A 17,549-nucleotide genomic window follows, 5' to 3' on the forward strand; every position below is an offset into this window, starting at 1 on the left:
GCCGGTCGGTCGTCTGCGATTGCTGCGTCCCACGGAAGTACTCCTGCGCGTGTCGGCTCTCCGGGCATGCAAATCCCTCGCCCCATACGGACGGTGGGCCCGCTGTGTTCAAACGTCTCGGAAATTCACAGCACTCTCATACGGAGCACCGGGTTCCGCCGCCCCCTCCCGAACCTCTGCGCAGGGAAAACGAGGTGACTCGTACACAACTGCGCCCTTACGGTTCTCGTCATGAACAGCGCGAGCCCCCAGCGCCTCCTGAACGTCGTGGACGTCGAAGCGACGTGCTGGCCCGGCTCCCCTCCCCCGGGCGCCGTCAGCGAGATCATCGAGATCGGGCTGACCGTCGTAGACCTGTCGACAGCCGAGCGGGTCGAACGGCACCGGATCCTGGTGCGGCCCGCCCGGTCCGAAGTCAGCGACTTCTGCACGGAGTTGACCGGCCTCACCCAGGACGAGGTCGACGGGGGGCTGCCGTTCCGGGAGGCCTGCCGGTTGCTGGCCGCCGCACACGCCTCCGGCGCGCGACCGTGGGCGAGTTGGGGCGACTACGACCGTCACCAGTTCACCCGGCAGTGCGGGGCGACAAGGACGCCGTATCCCTTCGGCGGGCGCCACACCAACGCCAAAGCGGTCTTCACCGAGGTACACGGCCTGCGCAAGCGCCCCGGGATGGCACAGGCCCTCGGCCTTGCCGGGCTGCCGCTCGAAGGACGCCATCATCGCGGCGAGGACGACGCCTGGAACATCGCCGCGCTGGTGTTGCATCTGGCGGGGCGGGACGGCTGGCCCGCGGAATGAGCGAGCACGTCACCGGGTCCGACGACGGCTCCCTCGTCGTGGCCGCCGCCGTGATCATCCGATCCGGACGCCTGCTCGTCGTCAGCAAGACCGCGGCCCCCGAGGTCTTCTACCTGCCGGGCGGCAAACCGGATCCGGGCGAGGACCTGGAGACGGCACTCGTGCGCGAACTGCGGGAGGAGCTCGGTCTCGTTCCCGTGGCCTTCCGCCCCCTCCAGGAGGTGCGGCACTCGCGGTGCTGGAGCGGATCCCGATGACGATGACGGTCTACGACGCCACGATCACCGGCCTGCCCCGCCCCGCCGCCGAGCTGTCCGCGATGCGCTGGATCACCGGCCAGGAGCCCGACCTCACCTTGGCCCCCGCCGTACGAGACCACGTCCTGCCGCTCCTGAGGACCCGGGGGCTGCTCGACTGAGGCCCCCGGGGCCGCTCGACTGATGTCCCGCCCGGCCGGACCCTGCGGTGACGCCTGGCCGGAGTAGACGCGTCCATGGCCGGAAGCCGAAGTGCGCCTTGGCGGGAGGCCGACCCCTCCCCTGGCCGGGGGCCAACGCTTCCACATCCGGAAGCCGATCCGCCCCAGCCGGACGCCGCCCCATCCACCCCCAGAAGCCGACCTGCCCCCGGCCGCACGCCGCCCCCTGCCGCAGGCTGACACGCCTCCTGACGGAAGGCCACCTGTTCCCTGGCCGGCGGCCAACGCTTCCCACCGCCGGAGTCCGGCACATCCACCGTCGAGGCCCACACATCCACCCGCCAAAGGCCGACCCGCGCCCCAGCCGGACGCCGCCCCATCCACCGCCGGAGGCCGACCTGCCCCCTGGCCGGAGGGCGACGCATCCGCCGACCGAAGGTCGGCCCTCCCCCGCCCCAAGCCGACCCGCCCGGAGACCCGTACACCCACCGCCCGCAGGACAACCTGCCGTGTCGAAGGCGGTGCCCCGGGTACTCGAGGCTCGCCGTCACGGCCCCTCGGGTGCGGGCCGGTGAGGAAGGGGGCACTGATGACGCAGCACGCCGACGACGACGTCGACCGCCACCTGGGCGTCGCCGGACTGCGACTGGCGACGGAGGGCGCCGACGCGCTCGCCTCGACGCTGCCGGTCGACCGCAACCAGGCGATCCTGGAGGCGGCCAAGCAGGTCGGCGCGATCCTGAAGCGGGAAGGGCACCCGTTCGCGCTCGCGGGCAGCGTCGCCGTGTACGCCCATGGCGGCGCTCAGAACCTTCAGCACGACGTCGATTTCGCCATCCTCCCCGAGGACGCGGAGTCCGTGGCCGAGACCCTCCGTGGGGCGGGTCTGGAGGTGCGGACGCCTCCGGAGGACTGGCTGTTGAAGGCCGACTGCATGGGCCAGCAGGTCGACCTGATCTTCGAGCTCGCGCACCAGGAGGTCACCACGGAACTGCTGGCGCGGGCCGACGACCTCTCCGTGGACTCGGTGTTCATGCCGGTGCTGTCCCCGACCGACCTGCTGCACAGCCTGCTGTCCGCTTTCTCCGAGCACCACTGCGACTTCGGGGCGGTCCTGCCGATCGCGCGCGCACTGCGGGAGAAGGTCGACTGGGAGGCCGTACGCAGGGACTGCGGGGACGCGCCGATGCCGGACGCGTTCTTCTACTTCCTGGAACGCCTGGAGGTCATCGAGCCGAGGACGAGGGAGGGACGGCCATGAGCGAGCCGGTGGCGCAACACTCCGAGGAGAACATCGAGTACCGCATCGCCCACCTGCGTGACCGGCTGGCCGCCGAGGAACTCGGCGAGCTGGGGATCCGCGCCGAGGTGCGGGCCGGGGCGGTCGTGATCAGCGGCACGGTGCCCTCCGCGCGGTGCCGGGAGACCGTGCTGCGGACCGTCCGCGAGGAGCTCGCCGGCCTCACCGTGCACACCGATGTGGTGGTGGCGGAGAACGTCACACCCGATCATGCGGAGGAGCTGCCGTGATCCGCGTCGCCGCCGTGGGGGACATCCACATGGGCCCCGAGAGCCAGGGCCTGCTGCGCCCCGCCTTCGACACCCTGCCCGAGTGCGCCGACCTGCTTCTGCTGGCCGGCGACCTCACCCGGCACGGCACGCCGGAGGAGGCCCGGGTGGTGGCCCAGGAGGTGCGCGGTCTCGCGGTGCCCGTCGTGGCGGTCCTCGGCAATCACGACCACCACGACGAGCAGCCCGAGAAGGTCGCCGCGCTCCTGGAGGACGCCGGCGTGCGCGTGCTGGAGGGAGAGGGGACGGTCGTCGAGTGCGGCGACACGCGCGTGGGGATTGCCGGGACCAAGGGGTTCGGCGGCGGGTTCGTGGGCCGCAGCGCCGGGGAGTTCGGCGAGCCGCTGATGAAGGAGTTCGTACGGTACTCACGGCGCTGCGCGGACGGACTGCGCACCGCGCTGGAGGAACTGGACGGGCAGGGCTGTACGACCCGGGTCGCACTCACCCACTTCTCCCCCGTCGCCGACACCCTCGCCGGCGAGCCGCCGGAGATCTATCCGTTCCTCGGCAGCTATCTGCTCGCCGAGGCGATCGACACCGCCGGAGCCGACCTGAGCGTGCACGGACACGCCCACGCCGGCACGGAGCACGGGATGACGGCCGGCGGGGTGCGGGTGCGCAACGTGGCCCAGCCGGTGATCCGGCGGGCGTTCAACGTGTACCACCTGAACACCGACTGACCACCTCGACTGACGGCCCACGCCGACTGACGGTCCACGCCGACTGACGGTCCACGTCGGCTGACGGTGTCTCAACTGCGGACGGACGCCCGGTCGTGGTGCTCCCACGCCTCGTCCCGCAGTTCCGGACGGAGCAGGACCTCCACGGCGGTGCAGGCCAGTGCCTCGGCGGCGGCGAGCATCACCTGACGACCCCGTTCGGAGCCGGCGGCGACGGCGAACTCGAGTGTGTGGTCGGATCCGCCCTCCTCCATGATCGCCACGAACGGATGGATGGCGGGCACCCGACCGCTGGCGTTCCCCACATCGGAGGAACCCAGGTAGACGCCCGGTTCCGGTGGTGTCACCGAGATGCCGGCCACTGCCAGATGCCGGGCGAACCGGGCAGACAGGGCCGTGCTGTTCCGGAAGCGCTCGTACCGCGGTGTCGCGCGTTCCACGGTGACCGTGGTCCCCGTCGCTCGCGCCACCCCCTGGGCGCAGGTCAGCAGCTCCCCCGCCAGGTCCTCCAGGGCGGCCGTCGTCACCGCGCGCAGGCCGAACAGGCCCTCCGCGTACTCGGGGACGATGTTGGTCGCCCTGCCGCCGTCCGTAACGATGCCCTGCACATGCGAGCCCTCGGGCAGCCTGCGTCCGACCACGGCCAGGGTGTTGAACAGCTGGATGAGCGCGGCGAGGGCGTCGATGCCCTCGGTGGGGTTCCCGGTGGGGTGGGCGGAGCGGCCGTGGAACGCAACCCGGTACTGGGCCTGCGCGGTGAGCGGCGCCCACTGCCAACTGTGCACGCCGGGATGGAACATCAGCGCCGCGTCGATGTCGTCGAACACCCCGGCGTCGGTCTCGGCGACCTTGCCTCCGCCGCCTTCCTCCGCGGGCGCGCCGATGGCGCACACGGTGCCCGCGTCCCGATCGAGTACGGCTCGTGCGGCCAGGGCGGCGCCCAGGCCCGCCGCGGCGATCAGGTTGTGCCCGCAGGCGTGGCCGAGGCCGGGCAGGGCGTCGTACTCCAGCATCAGGGCCACCGCGGGCCGGTGCCTCGTACCGGACCGTGCGGTGAACGCGGTGGGCAGCCCGGCCACGTCCCGCTGCACCGTGAACCCCGCCCATTCGAGTTCTCCGCACAGCAGCGCCGCCGCCCGGTGCTCCTCGAAGGCGTACTCCGGGTCGGAGTGCAGCATCCGCGCCATGTCCCACAGCCGACCCGCCCGTGCGGCCACCTCTCCGCGCACCCGCGCGAGCACCTCGTCCACGGCGTCGGTCACATCGGCCTCCTGGGAGCGTCGTACGCCTGCGTCCTGGTGCGGGTTCCATCGAGCGGCCCGCCTTACACCCGGGGCACCGTCACCGGTACCGGGGTCCGGGTACTCAGGAGCGGTCGGCGGCGTTGTCGGGGAGGCCTTCATGAGGCGGACCGGATTGCGGATCCCTGGGGTGCCCGGGTGTCGTACCGGCGGAAGAGCTGCTGCTCCTGCGCGACCTGCGGGCCCCGCACCTGGCCGCCACGGAGAACTCCCTGCACTGGGAGATGCTCGCGCAGGCCGCGCAGGCGACCCGGGACGAACGACTACTGGAGCTGGCGTCGGCGTGTCATCCGCAGACGCTGCGAGCAGATGCGCTGGACGACACGTTGATCAAACAATTGTCCCCACAGGTCCTCACAAGCCTCTGACCAGGCATAGGGAGGGCGGCCGAGGGCACTCGAGGGGCGGAGGTGAACGAACATGGGACACGGAGGAAACGTCATCGACGAGCTGGTGACCGATCACCGCGAGGTCGAGGAGCTGTTCGGGAAGATCGAGGCGCTGGCGCCCGGTGAGAAGAGCCGGAAGGTGTACGCCGATCAGGCCACCATCGAGCTGGTCCGGCACTCGGTCGCGGAGGAGGAGTACCTCTACCCGGCGGTGCGGGAGCACTTGGTCAATGGGAACACCTTGGCGGACCGGGAGATCGAGGACCACTCCAAGGCCGAGCAGCTCATGAAGGACCTGGAGAGGTGCGAGGCTGACGATCCCGGGTTCGACCGGATCGTGGGCGAGTTGATGAGCGAGGTCCGCTCCCACATCGCCGAGGAGGAGCAGACCCTCTTCCCGCAGCTGCGTGTCGCGTGCTCGGACAAGGAGCTGAACGAGCTGGGCGAGAAGGTGCGCCGCGCCAAGAAAATGGCACCGACCCGCCCCCACCCGTCGGCCCCGGACACCCCACCGGCGAACAAGCTGCTCGCTCCGGGGGCCGGCCTGGTCGACCGGTTGAGGGACGCCATGTCGGGCCGGGGCAAGGGCGACTGAACTTGGGGACGCGGCCAGCGACAAGGGCTCTGACAGGGCCCGGCCGACACGGCCGTCACCGGACGCCTCCGGCAGGACGCGGCTGACCCTCGGACATCTTCAGAGGGCCCCGGCATGACACAGCTGGGGCCCTCTGAACGTCACCCGAGGGTTCCGGCAGGCCACAGGCCGACCTCGGTCTCGTCAGCGAGCACCGGCAGGACACCGCGGCCTCGGGCGTCACCAGAAGACTCCGGCACCACACAGCCAACCCCGACCTCATCAGAAGACACCCACAGGACACCACAGCCCCGGACGACACCAGAAGACTCCGGCACCACACAGCCAACCCCGACCTCATCAGAAGACACCCACAGGACACCACAGCCCCGGACGACACCAGAAGACTCCGGCACCACACAGCCAACCCCGACCTCATCAGAAGACACCCACAGGACACCGCAGCCCCGGACGACACCAGAGGGTCGGCGGGACACAGCCGGCCCTCAGAGCGTCGTCAGAGGCCCGCGGCAAGGCACAGCTGGGCCCTCGCAACCTCACCAGAGGCCTCCGGCAGGACGCAGCCGACCTCGCTCTCGTCAGAAGACAGCAGCCAGGCACGGCTGACCTCGGTTTTGTCAGCGGGCACCGGCAGGACACCGCGGCCTCGGGCGTCACCAGAGGGCTCCACAGGACGCGGCTGAGACCCCGCTTCCGTCAGAGGACCGGGCGCACCAGACGGCCTGCCGGGAGCGCAGGCGGACGGCCAGCAGGACCGGCGAGGCTGCGCGCCGGTCGGAGGGGGAGGCGAGGACGTCCGGCGTGTTACACCCTGCCGGCCGCGCTTCAGGCGGCGAGCGTCTCGTCCGACCCCAGTCGGCCCAGCAGCGCGCCCCGGTGCAGGCCGGCCACCGACGCGAGCAGGTCGGGGTGGCGGAGCAGGGCGGCGGCATGCCGGTCCGTCGCGTCCGGGGCGAGCAGGCGGCGGAACACGGTCGGTGTGCCGGTCGTGTGCTCGCCCTCCGCTGTCCCGGCCACCGCCAGCTCGGCCAGGTCGGGGTCGGTGAGCAGACAGGCCGCCCAGCTGGCCACGACCTCGTCCACCCAGCTGCGCCAGGCATGCTCCTCGGCGTCCCGGTCGTCGGCACTGTCCGCGCCGGTGACCCAGTCGAGGCGGGCGGAGCCTCCCGGGCCCGCCATGCCGACCAGCGCGGCGTCCATCGCCGTCGGATAGCGCAGCCACGCGGCCACGGTCACGGCCTGCCGCGCCTGCACCTCGCACAGCGCGGCGGCCAGTGCGCCGCCCGACGGCGGAAAGGCGCGGGTCAGCCAGTGGGCGGTCGCCGCGATGACCGGGGAAAGATCTGCTTGCACTGCCGGGCCGCCCGAGGTGCTGGTGGGAGAGGGGACTGCGCGAAACGGTAGCCGCGGTCCCGCCACGAGGACATGGCTCCGGTCTCCCCCGGCACGTGGCTTCGACCACACCGGCCCGTTCGCGCGCCTACGCCTCCAGCCAGAACCGGGTGCGCCCGAGCCACAGGTCCAGCAGCTCCGAGTCGCCTCGCGTCTCGACCCCCGGCGCCGGGCGGGCGTAGAGGAACAGAAGCAGGTCCGTCACCGGCCCGCGCACCCTCACCGACGCCTCGCCGGTCCCGCGCCGCCATACCGGCCGCTCCTGGGAGAGGTCGAGCAGCCACTCCCCGGCCGACCCCGCGTCGAAGCGCAGGGCACGCCCGGGCCCCAGCACCTCCGGCACCCCCGGCAGGGGTGCGTAGGCCTCGGGAACGGTCGAGAACTCCAGCCACTCCTCCACGGCGTCCACCGCGAGAGACTCCTCGACCTCGAACTCCGCGCCGGTCACGAGCGCCGCGTCGGCGCGGTGCAGCAGGGTCTCGTACGTCATGCGCCGGGCCCAGAACCTCGCGGACTGCTCGACGAGCTGCTCGTCGGCGGGCGTCCACACCGGCATGTCGGGTCCGGCCGCCCGCAGGGTTCCGGCCAGCCGCGCGGCGCCCTCGACGAGCCAGTCGCCAAGGACGGAGTCGTCCAGGTGAGCGTAGGCGGAGGGGTCGTTGACCATGCCGTCGTCGATCGGCTCGGTGGCCCTGGTCCGCACGAGGTCCTCCGCCCACCGATGGTCCCCGCCCACATGCCGCAGCAGCCTGCCGAGGTCCCAGCCGGGGCAGGTGAGCACCGGAGCGGTCGGGTCCGCGCCCTCGACATGGCGGGCGAGCAGGTCGGTCTGGGCGGCGATCGCCTCGCAGTAGTCCTCGAAGCTCAACAACGTTGCCCCCCGCGCTGCACGATTCGTCTTTCCTGCCACCTAACCTGACTCCTTCCAGTACCACCACTGAATAGAGGGAGACACGGCCATGCTGGTCGGGGCGGGGAACACATGGCTTCGGATGGCCCATGTGGCGTTGCTGGCGGGTGTGCTGACGGGCTGTTCGGAGGCCGCAGAGGGGGACGGCTCGAAGGCGTCCGCGCGTCCGTCGGCAACGGCGGAGACCTCCGGTCCGAAGGACACGGCCGCGACCACGGCCGCGACCAGCGGCGGCACGGTCGGCGCCGCCGGCTCGGCATGCGAGCTGCCCGTCACGTTCGACATCGCCAAGAGCTGGAAGGCGGAGGCCGTCGAGGCGCCTCTGAGGCAGGGACCGGTCTCCTTGGCCTGCGAGATCGACGCGAAGCCCGCGGGCAACATCGGCTTCCTCCGCGTATGGGCCGGGACGTCCGGTGACGCCGACACACGGGCCGTGCTGGAAGCGTTCGTCGCGGCCGAGGACGGGGTGACCAAGGAGAAGTACCGCACCTTCACGTCCGGCGGCGTCTCGGGTGTGGAGGTCGCGTACCTGTACTCCAGCGAGCTCCTGGAGGAGACGAAGAAGGAGAGCGCCTTCGCCGTCACCACCGCGGACGGGCCGGTGGTGGTGCACCTCGGCGGGCTCGACACCGAGGAGCACGAGGAGATGCTCCCGGCGTACGAGCTCGCGCGCCGCACCCTGCGCACCGCCTGAGCAGGGGCCGCGGCGTCAGGCCTCCGTTCCGGTGTAGAACGCGATCGTCGCGGCCGTCGTCCTCGTCGCCGTCTCCTGGTCGACGCCGGAGGCGGCGTACGCCTCGCCCCACCCTTCGCCCGAGCCGGTGATGAACGCGCCGCCCTCGGGCGTGGTGTGCCAGGTCGCGGCCTCCTCCTTGCTGAGACCGCCGCCCGCGAGGTGCAGGGCGAGTCCGTAGAGCCCCAGGTCCCAGCCGACTCCGACGGCACCGGGTCCGAACTGGTCCCAGAATTCGTCCGGTACGACGGCCACGTGCTCGAGTTCGAGGACCGTGCGCTCCCCGTTCTCGGGCGTGAGGCGCACTTCGACCTCGCTGAAGCCGGGGTCGGGGCCGTACAGCCAGCTCACCCGCAGCCGCTCGGGTTCCACGCACTCGAGGATCTCGCCGCCGGCGTTGCCCTCCAGCTGGTAGCGGCCGCCGACCTTGAGCTCGCCACTGACCGGCATGAACCAGCGCGCGATCCGCTCGGGAGAGGTCACCGCGTCCCATACGTCGGCGATCTCGGCGTCGTACGTGCGGCGGAGCAGGACCGTCCGGGCCTCGCCGGTCTCGACCTGCCGGGTGCCGACCCGCCGGTGCATACGGTTGATCTCGTCGGCGATCTCACTCATCCTCGTTCACCTCTCCTTGTGTCCTGCGCTCGCGCTTTCCCCGCGCGAGCTCCGTTCCGAGCGCGTCGAGCCGCTGGTCCCAGAAACCCCGGAAGCGCTCCAGCCAGGCGTCCACCTCCCTGAGCGGCGCGGTCTCGACGGCGTACAGCCGCCGAGTGCCGTCGGCGCGGACGGAGGCGAAGCCGCTGTCCCGCAGCACCTTCAGATGCTGCGAGACGGCCGGCTGGGAGATCCCGAACTCGTCCCGGATCACGGCACTGACCTCGCCCGACGCCTGCTCCCCGGAGGCGAGCAGCTCCAATATCCGGCGCCTGACCGGATCCCCGAGTACGTCGAAGGCGTGCACGCGACCCACTATGCCATCCACCACTTATATAAGCCAAGGCTTAAAAAGGAGTCCGGGGCCGCGGAGTGTTCCACGGCCCCGGACGTTTGCCGACGGGTCAGGACGTGCCGGAGAGGGTCACGCCGGTACCCCCTCGGATCGCAGCATGGGATGGTGCGCCGTGACCTCCTCCGGCACGGCGAAGGCATCGGTGAGCGCCAGGGCGTGCGGCGCCAGCGCCGCGACGGTGGCCTCCAGCGCCTCCGGCAGGTAGCGGACCTGTTCGGCGGTCATCCGCTCGTGAGCGAGCAGTTCACCGCTGTGCGCGGCCACGTATCGCAGGGCGAACAGCCGGTGGAGGTGGTCCAGCAGGAGGCCCACCTGCGGGTCGGCGGCCTGCGCGGCCGCGGCGAGGAGTTCCTGGGCGGCCAGCCGGTGAGCGTGGGCGTCGACCAGGGACAGCGCCGCGCCGGAGGCGCCGTTCCAGCGGTCGAGGGGCGAGCCGGCCCGTTTCCCGCGCAGCCGCACACGGGCCCGCTCGTGACGTATTCGCTCCAGGTCCCCCAGCAGGTCGTGCAGGTGGACCGGATCGTGCAGGGACCGGGTGGCCGGAGGCACTTCGCTGAGGGGTCGCGGGGTGAAGCCGCCCAGCAGCATCTCCCCCGCCGCCTTGACCCAGATGACGGTGTTGTCGCCCTCCGCGGTGATCGTGCCCTCGTTGGCCGCGAGCTGACCCGCGATCCCGTTGGAGAGCAACAGGCCCTGTGCGCCGCAGCGTTCCCGGCACTCGGTCATCACGGCCCGGGCCTGCCAGGTGATCCAGCCCTTGGCGATGGCCACGATCCGCTCGGCCTCCTCCCGCTCACCTTCCGCCGCCTGCGCCCACCGCCGTACGACCCCGCGCTGCAGCAAGGTGGCGGCGTAGGTCGTGGCGAGCGCCTCCACGAGCGGGGCGTGGTGGGTGCGATGGGTGAACAGCGGCACGCGCTGTCCGCTGGTCATGCCCGAGGTGACCCGCCGGTGGGCGTGGCGTATCGCGACGGCCAGGGCGTGCCGCGTGACCCCGAGGCTGTAGGCGCTCATGCACAGCTTGCCCATCGTGACGCGGCCGATGGAGCGCAGGAACCGCTTGCGCGGACTCCCCAGGGAGGAGACGAGTTCACCCTCGGCCGTCAGCCGGCCGTGTTCGCCCTGGAGCATGGCCGTCCGCGGCAGCCGCACCCCGTGGAAGGAGGTGGCGCAGTGGTCGACCGGGCTGCTGGCCGTCTGGGGCAGCAACTCCACCTCCACGCCCGGCAGATGGCGGCCGTTGCCGTCGGTCAGCGAGGTCAGGAAGAGAAAGACGCCCTGGTCCTTGCCGTCGATCACCAGACGGGCGGCTACCAGGGCGTCCTTCGGGCCGCCGGCCACGGAGGTGTTGGGCATCCACTTGCGCGCCCCCCGCGTCGGCGTGGTGAGCACGAACCCGCCCGTGGCCCGGTCCAGGGTCGCGGTGGTCTCCAACTGGGGGGCGTCGTTGCCGTGAGCCTGCTCCGTGCACAGGAAGGTGCCGATGCGTTCCATCCGCAGGTACGGCCCCAAGTCCCGTTTCTCGTGGTCGTGTTCGAGCAGACTGCCGAGGAACAGGTTGTAGTGGATGCTGGCCATCGTCGTCATGCCGGCGTCCACCACCCCCGCCCATTCGTGCAGGGCGCTCAGGGCGACCGGGTCACGGGCCAGGGCCTGTGCGTCGGGGACCGCCGCGTTCACCACCCGTAGGCGTTGATAGGACAGTTCCGTGCGCTCCTGATGCGTCAGCCCCTCGTGGTAGGCGAAGACGTCGGAGCTGAACAGGCGGCGCCACGGCTCATGGGTCTCGGCCTGCGTACCGAAGAGCAGATGCCGAAGTGCGATGGTCTCGGTCAGCGGGGGTGACGTTACGGGGAGTTGAGAGGTGATCACAGCGGCAACGTAGCCCGGGGCGCCCCCTGATCACATCATGATCATCACCACGATTGAACACCCGCGCGCGGTGGTAGTTACCCCTTAAACGGCCTCTCTAATACCACAAGCCTCAATCTACACAAGGGTGATTCCCCTCCCAGGCCGCACTTTACGCCCGCGCATCGGAGCTTGACCGAATACCCCCCTCGGCGTGTCGCCATGGCGGGCATGCTCGACGAAAGGCCGGAGAGGCCGACGCACCCGGGGACTCCAACCGCCCCCCCCTCGCAAACAACCTTGACTCGTTGCGCCTCCAAATGTGCGCGGAATCCCCGCAATTGACGGAGAGGGCGGGGACAACGGGGCGAAACGCGTCGACAAGCGCGGCGGTTCACTCCTCGGTGATGTGCATCGGGCGACCAGCGGCGGGCCGGGATTCGGTTCGGCGGCGGCCACGAGGGAGCCCTTCACCTGTTTCTTGCGAGGAGGCTCCGGCGTTCACGCTGAGGAGAAGTCGCATCCCGTGGTGGCGACGCGGAGCGCCGCCGCGTCGGGTTCAGGGCGCGGAGCGCCCGTGCTGGTGTCGCCGAGACGATACGAACGGGTGTGCTGGTGATCGCTGGTCGGGGTGGTGACTGTGGGATGGAGGTGCGTTTGTGCGGCTGTCGTACGTACGGTCCTTCGGAGGGTTCGGCACAGCACAGTGTTCCGGCCGGAGGCCGTGAGGAGGCGAGATGGCGCAGGTGACGGCGGCTGTGGAGGCCGGGCATGCGCGCTACACCTACCGGCTGCGCGTGTCGTCCACCGCCCGCACGGCTCTGGGTGCGGAGTGGGACCGGTGCGCTGGGTGTGGAACGAATGCGTCGCCAAGTCCAGGGCCGTACACCTGCACACCAAGGCGACCGGCGAAAAGGCCACGCGCGGTCCGGCCCAGCTCGACCGGATGCTGACCGAAGCCCGCGCTCGCACGCCGTGGCTGCGTCAGGGCTCATCGGTTCCCCAGCAGCAGGTCATCCGTGACTTCGGCCGCTCCCGCGCCAAGGCGCACAAGGACATCCGCGAGCGTCTGGCCATGGCGCGCCGGGCCGGGATGCCGAAGTGGAAATCCAAACGCGAGGCAGCGCCGACCCTCAACTACACCAAGCGCGGCTTCCGGTTGAAGGACGGCCGGCTGCACCTCGCGGGCGGCATCGTCGTGGCGGTGGTGTGGTCGCGGGAACTGCCGGCCCAGCCGTCCTCGGTGCGCCTGTACCAGGACAGCCTCGGACACTGGTACGCCTCGTTCGTCGTCCCCGCCCACGCCGAACCCCTGCCCAGGACCGGCCGCGTACTCGGCATCGACTGGGGCGTGAAGCAGACCGCGACCACCACGTCCGACGCGCACGACCTCCCCCACGCCGGGCACGGCAGGAAGGCCCGGGCGCAGCTGGCCCGGTACGACCGGATGATGGCCCGCCGCAGACCGAAGAAGGGACAACCGGCATCGAAGGGCTACCGCGAGGCGAAGAAACTGCGGACGAAGGCGCACGAAAAGGTCGCCAGGCAGCGGGAGGACACCGGCCGCAAGTGGGCCAAGAAGGTGGTCCGCGACCACGACGCCATCGCGGTCGAGGACTTCCGCCCGAAGCTCCTGGCCAGGACCACCATGGCCCGCAAGGCCGCTGACGCATCCATCGCCGCCACCAAGGCCGCTCTGATCGAGATGGGCCGCAAACACCGGCGGGACATCCGCCTCGTCCACCCCGCGCACACCACGATGGACTGCGCGCACTGCGATGCGAGAGCCAAGCATCGCCTGCCGCTGGGTGAGCGCACCTACACCTGCACCGCGTGCGGAAACGTGTCCCCCAGGGACAAGAACTCCGCCCGCGTGATGCTCGTCCGGGCTGGTCTCAACCCGGCTGGCGCTGATGGCGCAAAACCTCCCGGAGCGCTGCTCCAAGAGGCGGCCTGAGCCAGGAATCCCCTTCCCCTCAGGGAGGGGAGGATTCAATAGTTGTAGACGCCCGGGACACCCCGAGCAGATCCGCGATGGTCTGCGCGGCGTCCCGCGAGTCGAAGTACCCGTCCTGGTGCAGCTGCCTTACGAGAGCCTTCTTGTCCGCTCTGCTCAGCGACCGGGGTGTGGCGGCGCGCTCCGTGGCCAACTCCTCCACAACCCGCCGCAGTTAGCGCGTGTTGCGGTCCCGCAGGGGCTCCAGGGAGTGCTCGCAGTGCTCGGTCTCCGTGGCGACCAGGTTGGCCAAGTTGGCCAGGGCGAGCGTGACCGGCGACAGCACGGAGACGTCCAGGTTCAGGCACAGGGCCGCGATGTACTCACCCACGGCGTTCCTGAGACCGATGGACGTGCTCTGCACGGGGCGGCCGTCGGGGAACCGGTGCGGGTGGTTCTAGGACGCTCGGGTACTCCGGATCGGCGATGCGCGCCGGCCCCCCGGTTCGGTCGCGGAGTCCCCGACCCGACGGCCGGAGCGGTTGTTCTCGATCACCCGGATCGCGTGCCGCGGATCCCTCAGATCGTGCAGCACCACCTCGCACAGCCCGGGAACCATCCGCCCGAGGGCGCCAGCGATCTTCTCGGCTCACCGATGAGGTGCTCGTCCGCACCGTCGACGACGCCTTCCGCCACCGGCACTCCGCCCCGGAACTTGGATGGACTTGTTATCCAGATCTGGATTTTTAAGCCCAAGATCCTGACCGGCAGGTTGTCCGGCAGGGTGACCGAGGTGTACATATGGGCCGCCCGGGTGCGGGCCGGTGTCCTTGTGGCGCATTCTTGCTGTGTCGCCCGCGGGACGGCGCACGGACGAGGTAGGGCCGATGACTGGGAGCGTCGAGGACGCACACCTGACGGCCGGGCGGCTGACGGCGCTGCTGATCGACGCTTCGACGGAGGCGATCAGTGCGGCCGGCGGCCACGCCGGAGGGGTATACCTGCGCTCCCGCACGCCCGGACTACTGCGGCTCGCCGTTCTGTCGGGGCTGCCCGGACCGCTGTTCCACCCCTGGTGGCGGCTGCATGCCGACCGCCCCTTCCCCGTCGCCGACGCCTACCGGCTCGGTGTCCAGGTGGTCCTGCCGAACGCCACCGAGACCATGCGCCGCTACCCGCAGTTCGCCGCCGGACTGCCGTTCCAGTTCGGCTCGCTGTATGTGCCCGTCGTCGGCGGTTCCACGACCTACGGTGTGCTGACCGTGCTGCGTCCGGCCGTCACCGACGCCGCCGAGGTGCTGTCCGAGCACGACCGGGTGGTGCGCCTCGCCCAGGAGCTGGGGGCGGCGCTGCGGGGCCTGGAGGACGCGCACCCGGACCAGGTCGCCTGGGACGGCGAACCCGTCTGTCTGCGGCCGCCGACCGCCTCCACGTCCTTGGGACGCGCCGGGCGCTTCGCCTGGGACCCCGAGACGGCCGACATCACCCTGGACGAGGACCTGCACACCCTGCTGGGCATGCCGCCCAGTGAGTTTCCCGGCACCGTCGAGGCGTTCGCCGAGGCCGTGGCCCCCACCGACGCGCACCGCATCCTGGCCACTCTGCGGGACACCGCCGCCGGCCGACCTCCCGCACTGCCCCTCTATCTGCGGGCCGAGGACGGCGCGCTGCGCCTGCTGGACCTGTGGAACGCCTACGAGCCGCCGGCCGCACCCGCGGTCCGGGGCGTCGTCGTGGCCCCGGGCCCCGGCCCCACGGCGGACTCGGCGGCCGACCTGCTGCCCGACGGTGTGTTCTGCGTGGACCGGCTGGGCCTGGTCGTCTACGCGAATCCGCGCGCCGCCCAGCTCCTCGGCCGCCCCCGCACCGAGCTGGTCGGCCGCGACCTGTGGGAGTCCGTGCCCTGGCTGCGCCGCCCCGACTTCGAGGACCACCTGCGGGCGGCGCTGCTCGCACCGGACCCGGTCCACTTCCATCTCGTACGCCCGCCCGCGCAGGAGTCCGAGACACGGCCGACTGCTCAGGGCACCGGATCACCGCTGTCCGCTCGGGACGCCGGGACACCGCTGTACGCGGGGGACGCCGGGGCACCGCCATCCGCCCAGGACACCGGGGCACCACCATCCGCGGGGGACGCCGGGACACCACGCTCCGCCCAGGACACCAGGCCACCACAGTCCGCCCAGGACGCCGGGGCACCACCGTCCACCCGGGACACCAGGCCACCGCCGTCGGCCCAGGACACCGGCCCCGCCCAACGGGCGTACGAAGGCGACTGGCTCGCGCTGTCCGTGCACCCCGGTCCGGACCGGCTGACCTGCACGGTCCGGCCCGCGAGCCGGGTGAAGGACAGTCCGGAGGGGCAGGAGACCGCCGAGTTGTCCGAGACGGGCATGAGCCCGCTCGCGCCCCTGTACCGTCCGATCGCTCTGGCCATCGCCCTGACCGAGGCGGTCACCGCCCGGCAGGTGTCCGCCGTCGTGATGCGGGAGCTGCTGCCCGCGTTCGGCGGCCGCAGGCTCGCGATCTACCTCCTCCAGGAACGGCACCTCTACCTGGAATGGGAGACCGGCTTCCCCAAGGGCTTCCTCGCGCCCTTCGAGGGAGTGGACCTGGGCACCCACCTGCCCGGCGTGGAGACCCTCACCACCGGCCGCCCGCTGTTCTTCGACTCGATGGAGCAGCTGACGGCCGCCTACCCCGGTATCCCCCTGGACGCGACCGAGGGCGCCCGGGCCTTCCTCCCGCTGATCGCCTCCGGGCGGGCGGTCGGCTCCTGCATCCTCGGCTTCGACCGGCCGCGCGGCTTCAGCACCGAGGAGCGCACGGTGCTCACCGCGCTGGCCGGACTCATCGCCCACGCCATGGAGAAGGCACAGCGCTACGAGTCGGAGACGGCACTCGCCCGGGGCCTGCAGCAGGCGCTCCTCCCCCGCCGTCTGTCGGCACACCCGCAGCTGGAGACCGCCGGGCGCTATCTGCCGGGTACCGCGGGGATGGAGGTCGGCGGGGACTGGTACGACGTCGTCGAGTCCGGTGACGGCCTGGCCCTGGTCATCGGGGACGTCCAGGGGCACGGCGTGCAGGCGGCGGCCACGATGGGCCAGCTGCGCAGCGCGGTCAGGGCGTTCGCGCTCGGCGACAGGCCGCCGGACGAGGTCATGAGCAGCACAAACCATCTCCTCATCGACCTCGATCCCGGCCTGTTCGCCAGTTGCTGCTACATCCGGCTCGACCCCGCCACCGGGGTGGCCAGGGCCGCCCGAGCCGGCCATCCGCCGCCCCTGCTGCGCAGCCCCGACGGCCGCACGCGGGTCCTGGACCTGCCCGGCGGCGTCGTCCTCGGCGTGGCCCCGAAGGCCCGCTATCCGGTGACCGAGCTCCAAATGGAACCCGGCGCGATCCTGGCGCTCTACACGGACGGGTTGGTGGAACGGCCCGGCAGCGACATCGACGAGGGGATCACCGCCCTGCGGGTGGCCCTGGCGAAGGCCGGCGCTCCGGTGGCCCGTCCGGGGGGACGGTTCCTGGCAAGCGTGGCGGACCGGCTCACGGCGACCGCCCGGCACGCCACGGACCGCCCGGACGACATCGCGCTGCTGCTCGCCACCCGGCGCACCGCACCCCCGCCCGGACCCCACTGAGAAGAGCCTGCCGCTGTCCTCTCACACCACGTGACGCCCCCCGCCTCCCGAGGCGCGGCAGCAACGACCGCCCGGCACGCCCGCACGACATCGCGCCACTGCTCACCACCCGGCGCACCGCACCCCCGCCCCGACCCCACTGAGAAGAGCCTGCCGCTGTCCTCTCACACCACGTGACGCCCCCCGCCTCCCGAGGCGCGGCAGCAACGACCGCCCGGCACGCCCGCACGACATCGCGCCACTGCTCACCACCCGGCGCACCACACCCCCGCCCCGACCCCACTGAGAAGAGCCTGCCGCTGTCCTCTCACACCACGT

At 71.5% G+C, this 17,549-nt stretch carries 16 protein-coding genes and 3 pseudogenes; 11 read left to right on the plus strand and 8 right to left on the minus strand.

What is annotated here, in order from left to right:
* Positions 1–231: 231 nt before the first annotated feature.
* From OG841_RS04150 to OG841_RS04175, 6 genes are all read left to right on the plus strand, one after another.
* On the plus strand, positions 232–801 hold the full coding sequence (locus OG841_RS04150; RefSeq protein ID WP_371563511.1) for an exonuclease domain-containing protein: 570 nt from the start codon (positions 232–234) through the stop codon (positions 799–801).
* A complete protein-coding gene (locus tag OG841_RS04155) occupies positions 798–1,058 on the plus strand; it encodes an NUDIX domain-containing protein (protein WP_371563514.1) in 261 nt (86 codons plus the stop codon). The genes OG841_RS04150 and OG841_RS04155 overlap by 4 nt, the downstream gene beginning before the upstream one ends.
* Positions 1,055–1,219 (plus strand): hypothetical protein, encoded by a 165-nt coding sequence (locus OG841_RS04160; protein ID WP_371563517.1) that lies wholly within the window; start codon positions 1,055–1,057, stop codon positions 1,217–1,219. The genes OG841_RS04155 and OG841_RS04160 overlap by 4 nt, the downstream gene beginning before the upstream one ends.
* Before the next feature lie 589 nt (positions 1,220–1,808).
* Positions 1,809–2,480 carry a hypothetical protein gene (locus OG841_RS04165; RefSeq protein ID WP_371563520.1) on the plus strand — a complete coding sequence of 224 codons (672 nt, stop codon included), beginning with the start codon at positions 1,809–1,811 and terminating at the stop codon, positions 2,478–2,480.
* On the plus strand, positions 2,477–2,749 hold the full coding sequence (locus tag OG841_RS04170) for a BON domain-containing protein (protein WP_328642723.1): 273 nt from the start codon (positions 2,477–2,479) through the stop codon (positions 2,747–2,749). Before OG841_RS04165 ends, OG841_RS04170 begins: the two co-directional genes overlap by 4 nt.
* On the plus strand, positions 2,746–3,471 hold the full coding sequence (locus OG841_RS04175) for a metallophosphoesterase family protein (RefSeq protein WP_328642722.1): 726 nt from the start codon (positions 2,746–2,748) through the stop codon (positions 3,469–3,471). Before OG841_RS04170 ends, OG841_RS04175 begins: the two co-directional genes overlap by 4 nt.
* Positions 3,472–3,542: 71 nt before the next feature.
* On the opposite strand, the gene OG841_RS04180 is transcribed toward OG841_RS04175, so the two are convergent.
* On the minus strand, positions 3,543–4,733 hold the full coding sequence (locus OG841_RS04180; protein WP_328642721.1) for an amidohydrolase: 1,191 nt from the start codon (positions 4,731–4,733) through the stop codon (positions 3,543–3,545).
* 185 nt (positions 4,734–4,918) lie between these two features.
* On the opposite strand from OG841_RS04180, the pseudogene OG841_RS04185 reads away from it, so the two are divergent.
* A pseudogene (locus tag OG841_RS04185) lies at positions 4,919–5,140 on the plus strand (hypothetical protein); the annotation flags it as partial.
* A gap of 52 nt (positions 5,141–5,192) precedes the next feature.
* Positions 5,193–5,756, plus strand: coding sequence for a hemerythrin domain-containing protein (locus OG841_RS04190; RefSeq protein ID WP_328642720.1), 564 nt, complete (start codon positions 5,193–5,195; stop codon positions 5,754–5,756).
* An 825-nt stretch (positions 5,757–6,581) separates the two neighbouring features.
* On the opposite strand, the gene OG841_RS04195 is transcribed toward OG841_RS04190, so the two are convergent.
* Positions 6,582–7,109 carry a hypothetical protein gene (locus OG841_RS04195; protein ID WP_328642719.1) on the minus strand — a complete coding sequence of 176 codons (528 nt, stop codon included), beginning with the start codon at positions 7,107–7,109 and terminating at the stop codon, positions 6,582–6,584.
* Between the two features lie 127 nt (positions 7,110–7,236).
* Complete coding sequence (locus OG841_RS04200) at positions 7,237–8,019, minus strand: maleylpyruvate isomerase family mycothiol-dependent enzyme (RefSeq protein ID WP_371563525.1); 783 nt, start codon at positions 8,017–8,019, stop codon at positions 7,237–7,239.
* 88 nt (positions 8,020–8,107) lie between these two features.
* Between OG841_RS04200 and OG841_RS04205 the strand changes: the two genes are divergently transcribed.
* The gene (locus tag OG841_RS04205) at positions 8,108–8,752 is read left to right on the plus strand and encodes a lipoprotein (protein WP_371563528.1); all 645 of its coding nucleotides are present in this window, start codon (positions 8,108–8,110) and stop codon (positions 8,750–8,752) included.
* A gap of 15 nt (positions 8,753–8,767) precedes the next feature.
* Here OG841_RS04205 and OG841_RS04210 read toward each other — a convergent pair whose 3' ends face one another.
* The 3 genes from OG841_RS04210 to OG841_RS04220 all read right to left on the minus strand — a co-directional run bounded on the left by OG841_RS04210 (position 8,768) and on the right by OG841_RS04220 (position 11,672).
* Positions 8,768–9,406: an SRPBCC family protein gene (locus OG841_RS04210; RefSeq protein WP_328642717.1), complete on the minus strand. Its 639-nt coding sequence runs from the start codon at positions 9,404–9,406 to the stop codon at positions 8,768–8,770.
* Complete coding sequence (locus OG841_RS04215) at positions 9,399–9,761, minus strand: ArsR/SmtB family transcription factor (RefSeq protein ID WP_371570558.1); 363 nt, start codon at positions 9,759–9,761, stop codon at positions 9,399–9,401. The genes OG841_RS04210 and OG841_RS04215 overlap by 8 nt, the downstream gene beginning before the upstream one ends.
* Positions 9,762–9,869: 108 nt before the next feature.
* Positions 9,870–11,672, minus strand: a complete 1,803-nt coding sequence (locus tag OG841_RS04220) for an acyl-CoA dehydrogenase family protein (protein WP_371563532.1) — start codon at positions 11,670–11,672, stop codon at positions 9,870–9,872.
* A gap of 716 nt (positions 11,673–12,388) precedes the next feature.
* On the opposite strand from OG841_RS04220, the pseudogene OG841_RS04225 reads away from it, so the two are divergent.
* A pseudogene (locus tag OG841_RS04225) lies at positions 12,389–13,608 on the plus strand (RNA-guided endonuclease InsQ/TnpB family protein).
* Positions 13,609–13,627: 19 nt separating this feature from the next.
* Here OG841_RS04225 and OG841_RS04230 read toward each other — a convergent pair.
* On the minus strand, positions 13,628–13,810 hold the full coding sequence (locus OG841_RS04230) for a helix-turn-helix domain-containing protein (RefSeq protein WP_371563535.1): 183 nt from the start codon (positions 13,808–13,810) through the stop codon (positions 13,628–13,630).
* A 12-nt stretch (positions 13,811–13,822) separates the two neighbouring features.
* Positions 13,823–14,206: pseudogene (locus OG841_RS04235) on the minus strand (PAS domain-containing protein).
* A 268-nt stretch (positions 14,207–14,474) separates the two neighbouring features.
* On the opposite strand from OG841_RS04235, the gene OG841_RS04240 reads away from it, so the two are divergent.
* Positions 14,475–17,231, plus strand: a complete 2,757-nt coding sequence (locus tag OG841_RS04240) for a SpoIIE family protein phosphatase (protein ID WP_371563538.1) — start codon at positions 14,475–14,477, stop codon at positions 17,229–17,231.
* Positions 17,232–17,549 lie beyond the last annotated feature (318 nt).

The sequence above is a fragment of the Streptomyces canus genome (assembly GCF_041435015.1).
Lineage (GTDB): Bacteria > Actinomycetota > Actinomycetes > Streptomycetales > Streptomycetaceae > Streptomyces > Streptomyces canus_G.

Excerpts from the sequence above, each read along its gene's own strand:
- OG841_RS04155 (WP_371563514.1), top strand. The coding sequence starts at position 798 with ATGAGCGAGCACGTCACCGGGTCCGACGACGGCTCCCTCGTCGTGGCC.
- OG841_RS04160 (WP_371563517.1), top strand. The coding sequence starts at position 1,055 with ATGACGATGACGGTCTACGACGCCACGATCACCGGCCTGCCCCGCCCC.
- OG841_RS04170 (WP_328642723.1), top strand. The coding sequence starts at position 2,477 with ATGAGCGAGCCGGTGGCGCAACACTCCGAGGAGAACATCGAGTACCGC.
- OG841_RS04210 (WP_328642717.1), bottom strand. The coding sequence starts at position 9,406 with ATGAGTGAGATCGCCGACGAGATCAACCGTATGCACCGGCGGGTCGGC.
- OG841_RS04240 (WP_371563538.1), top strand. The coding sequence starts at position 14,475 with ATGACTGGGAGCGTCGAGGACGCACACCTGACGGCCGGGCGGCTGACG.
- OG841_RS04165 (WP_371563520.1), top strand. The coding sequence starts at position 1,809 with ATGACGCAGCACGCCGACGACGACGTCGACCGCCACCTGGGCGTCGCC.
- OG841_RS04150 (WP_371563511.1), top strand. The coding sequence starts at position 232 with ATGAACAGCGCGAGCCCCCAGCGCCTCCTGAACGTCGTGGACGTCGAA.
- OG841_RS04205 (WP_371563528.1), top strand. The coding sequence starts at position 8,108 with ATGCTGGTCGGGGCGGGGAACACATGGCTTCGGATGGCCCATGTGGCG.
- OG841_RS04190 (WP_328642720.1), top strand. The coding sequence starts at position 5,193 with ATGGGACACGGAGGAAACGTCATCGACGAGCTGGTGACCGATCACCGC.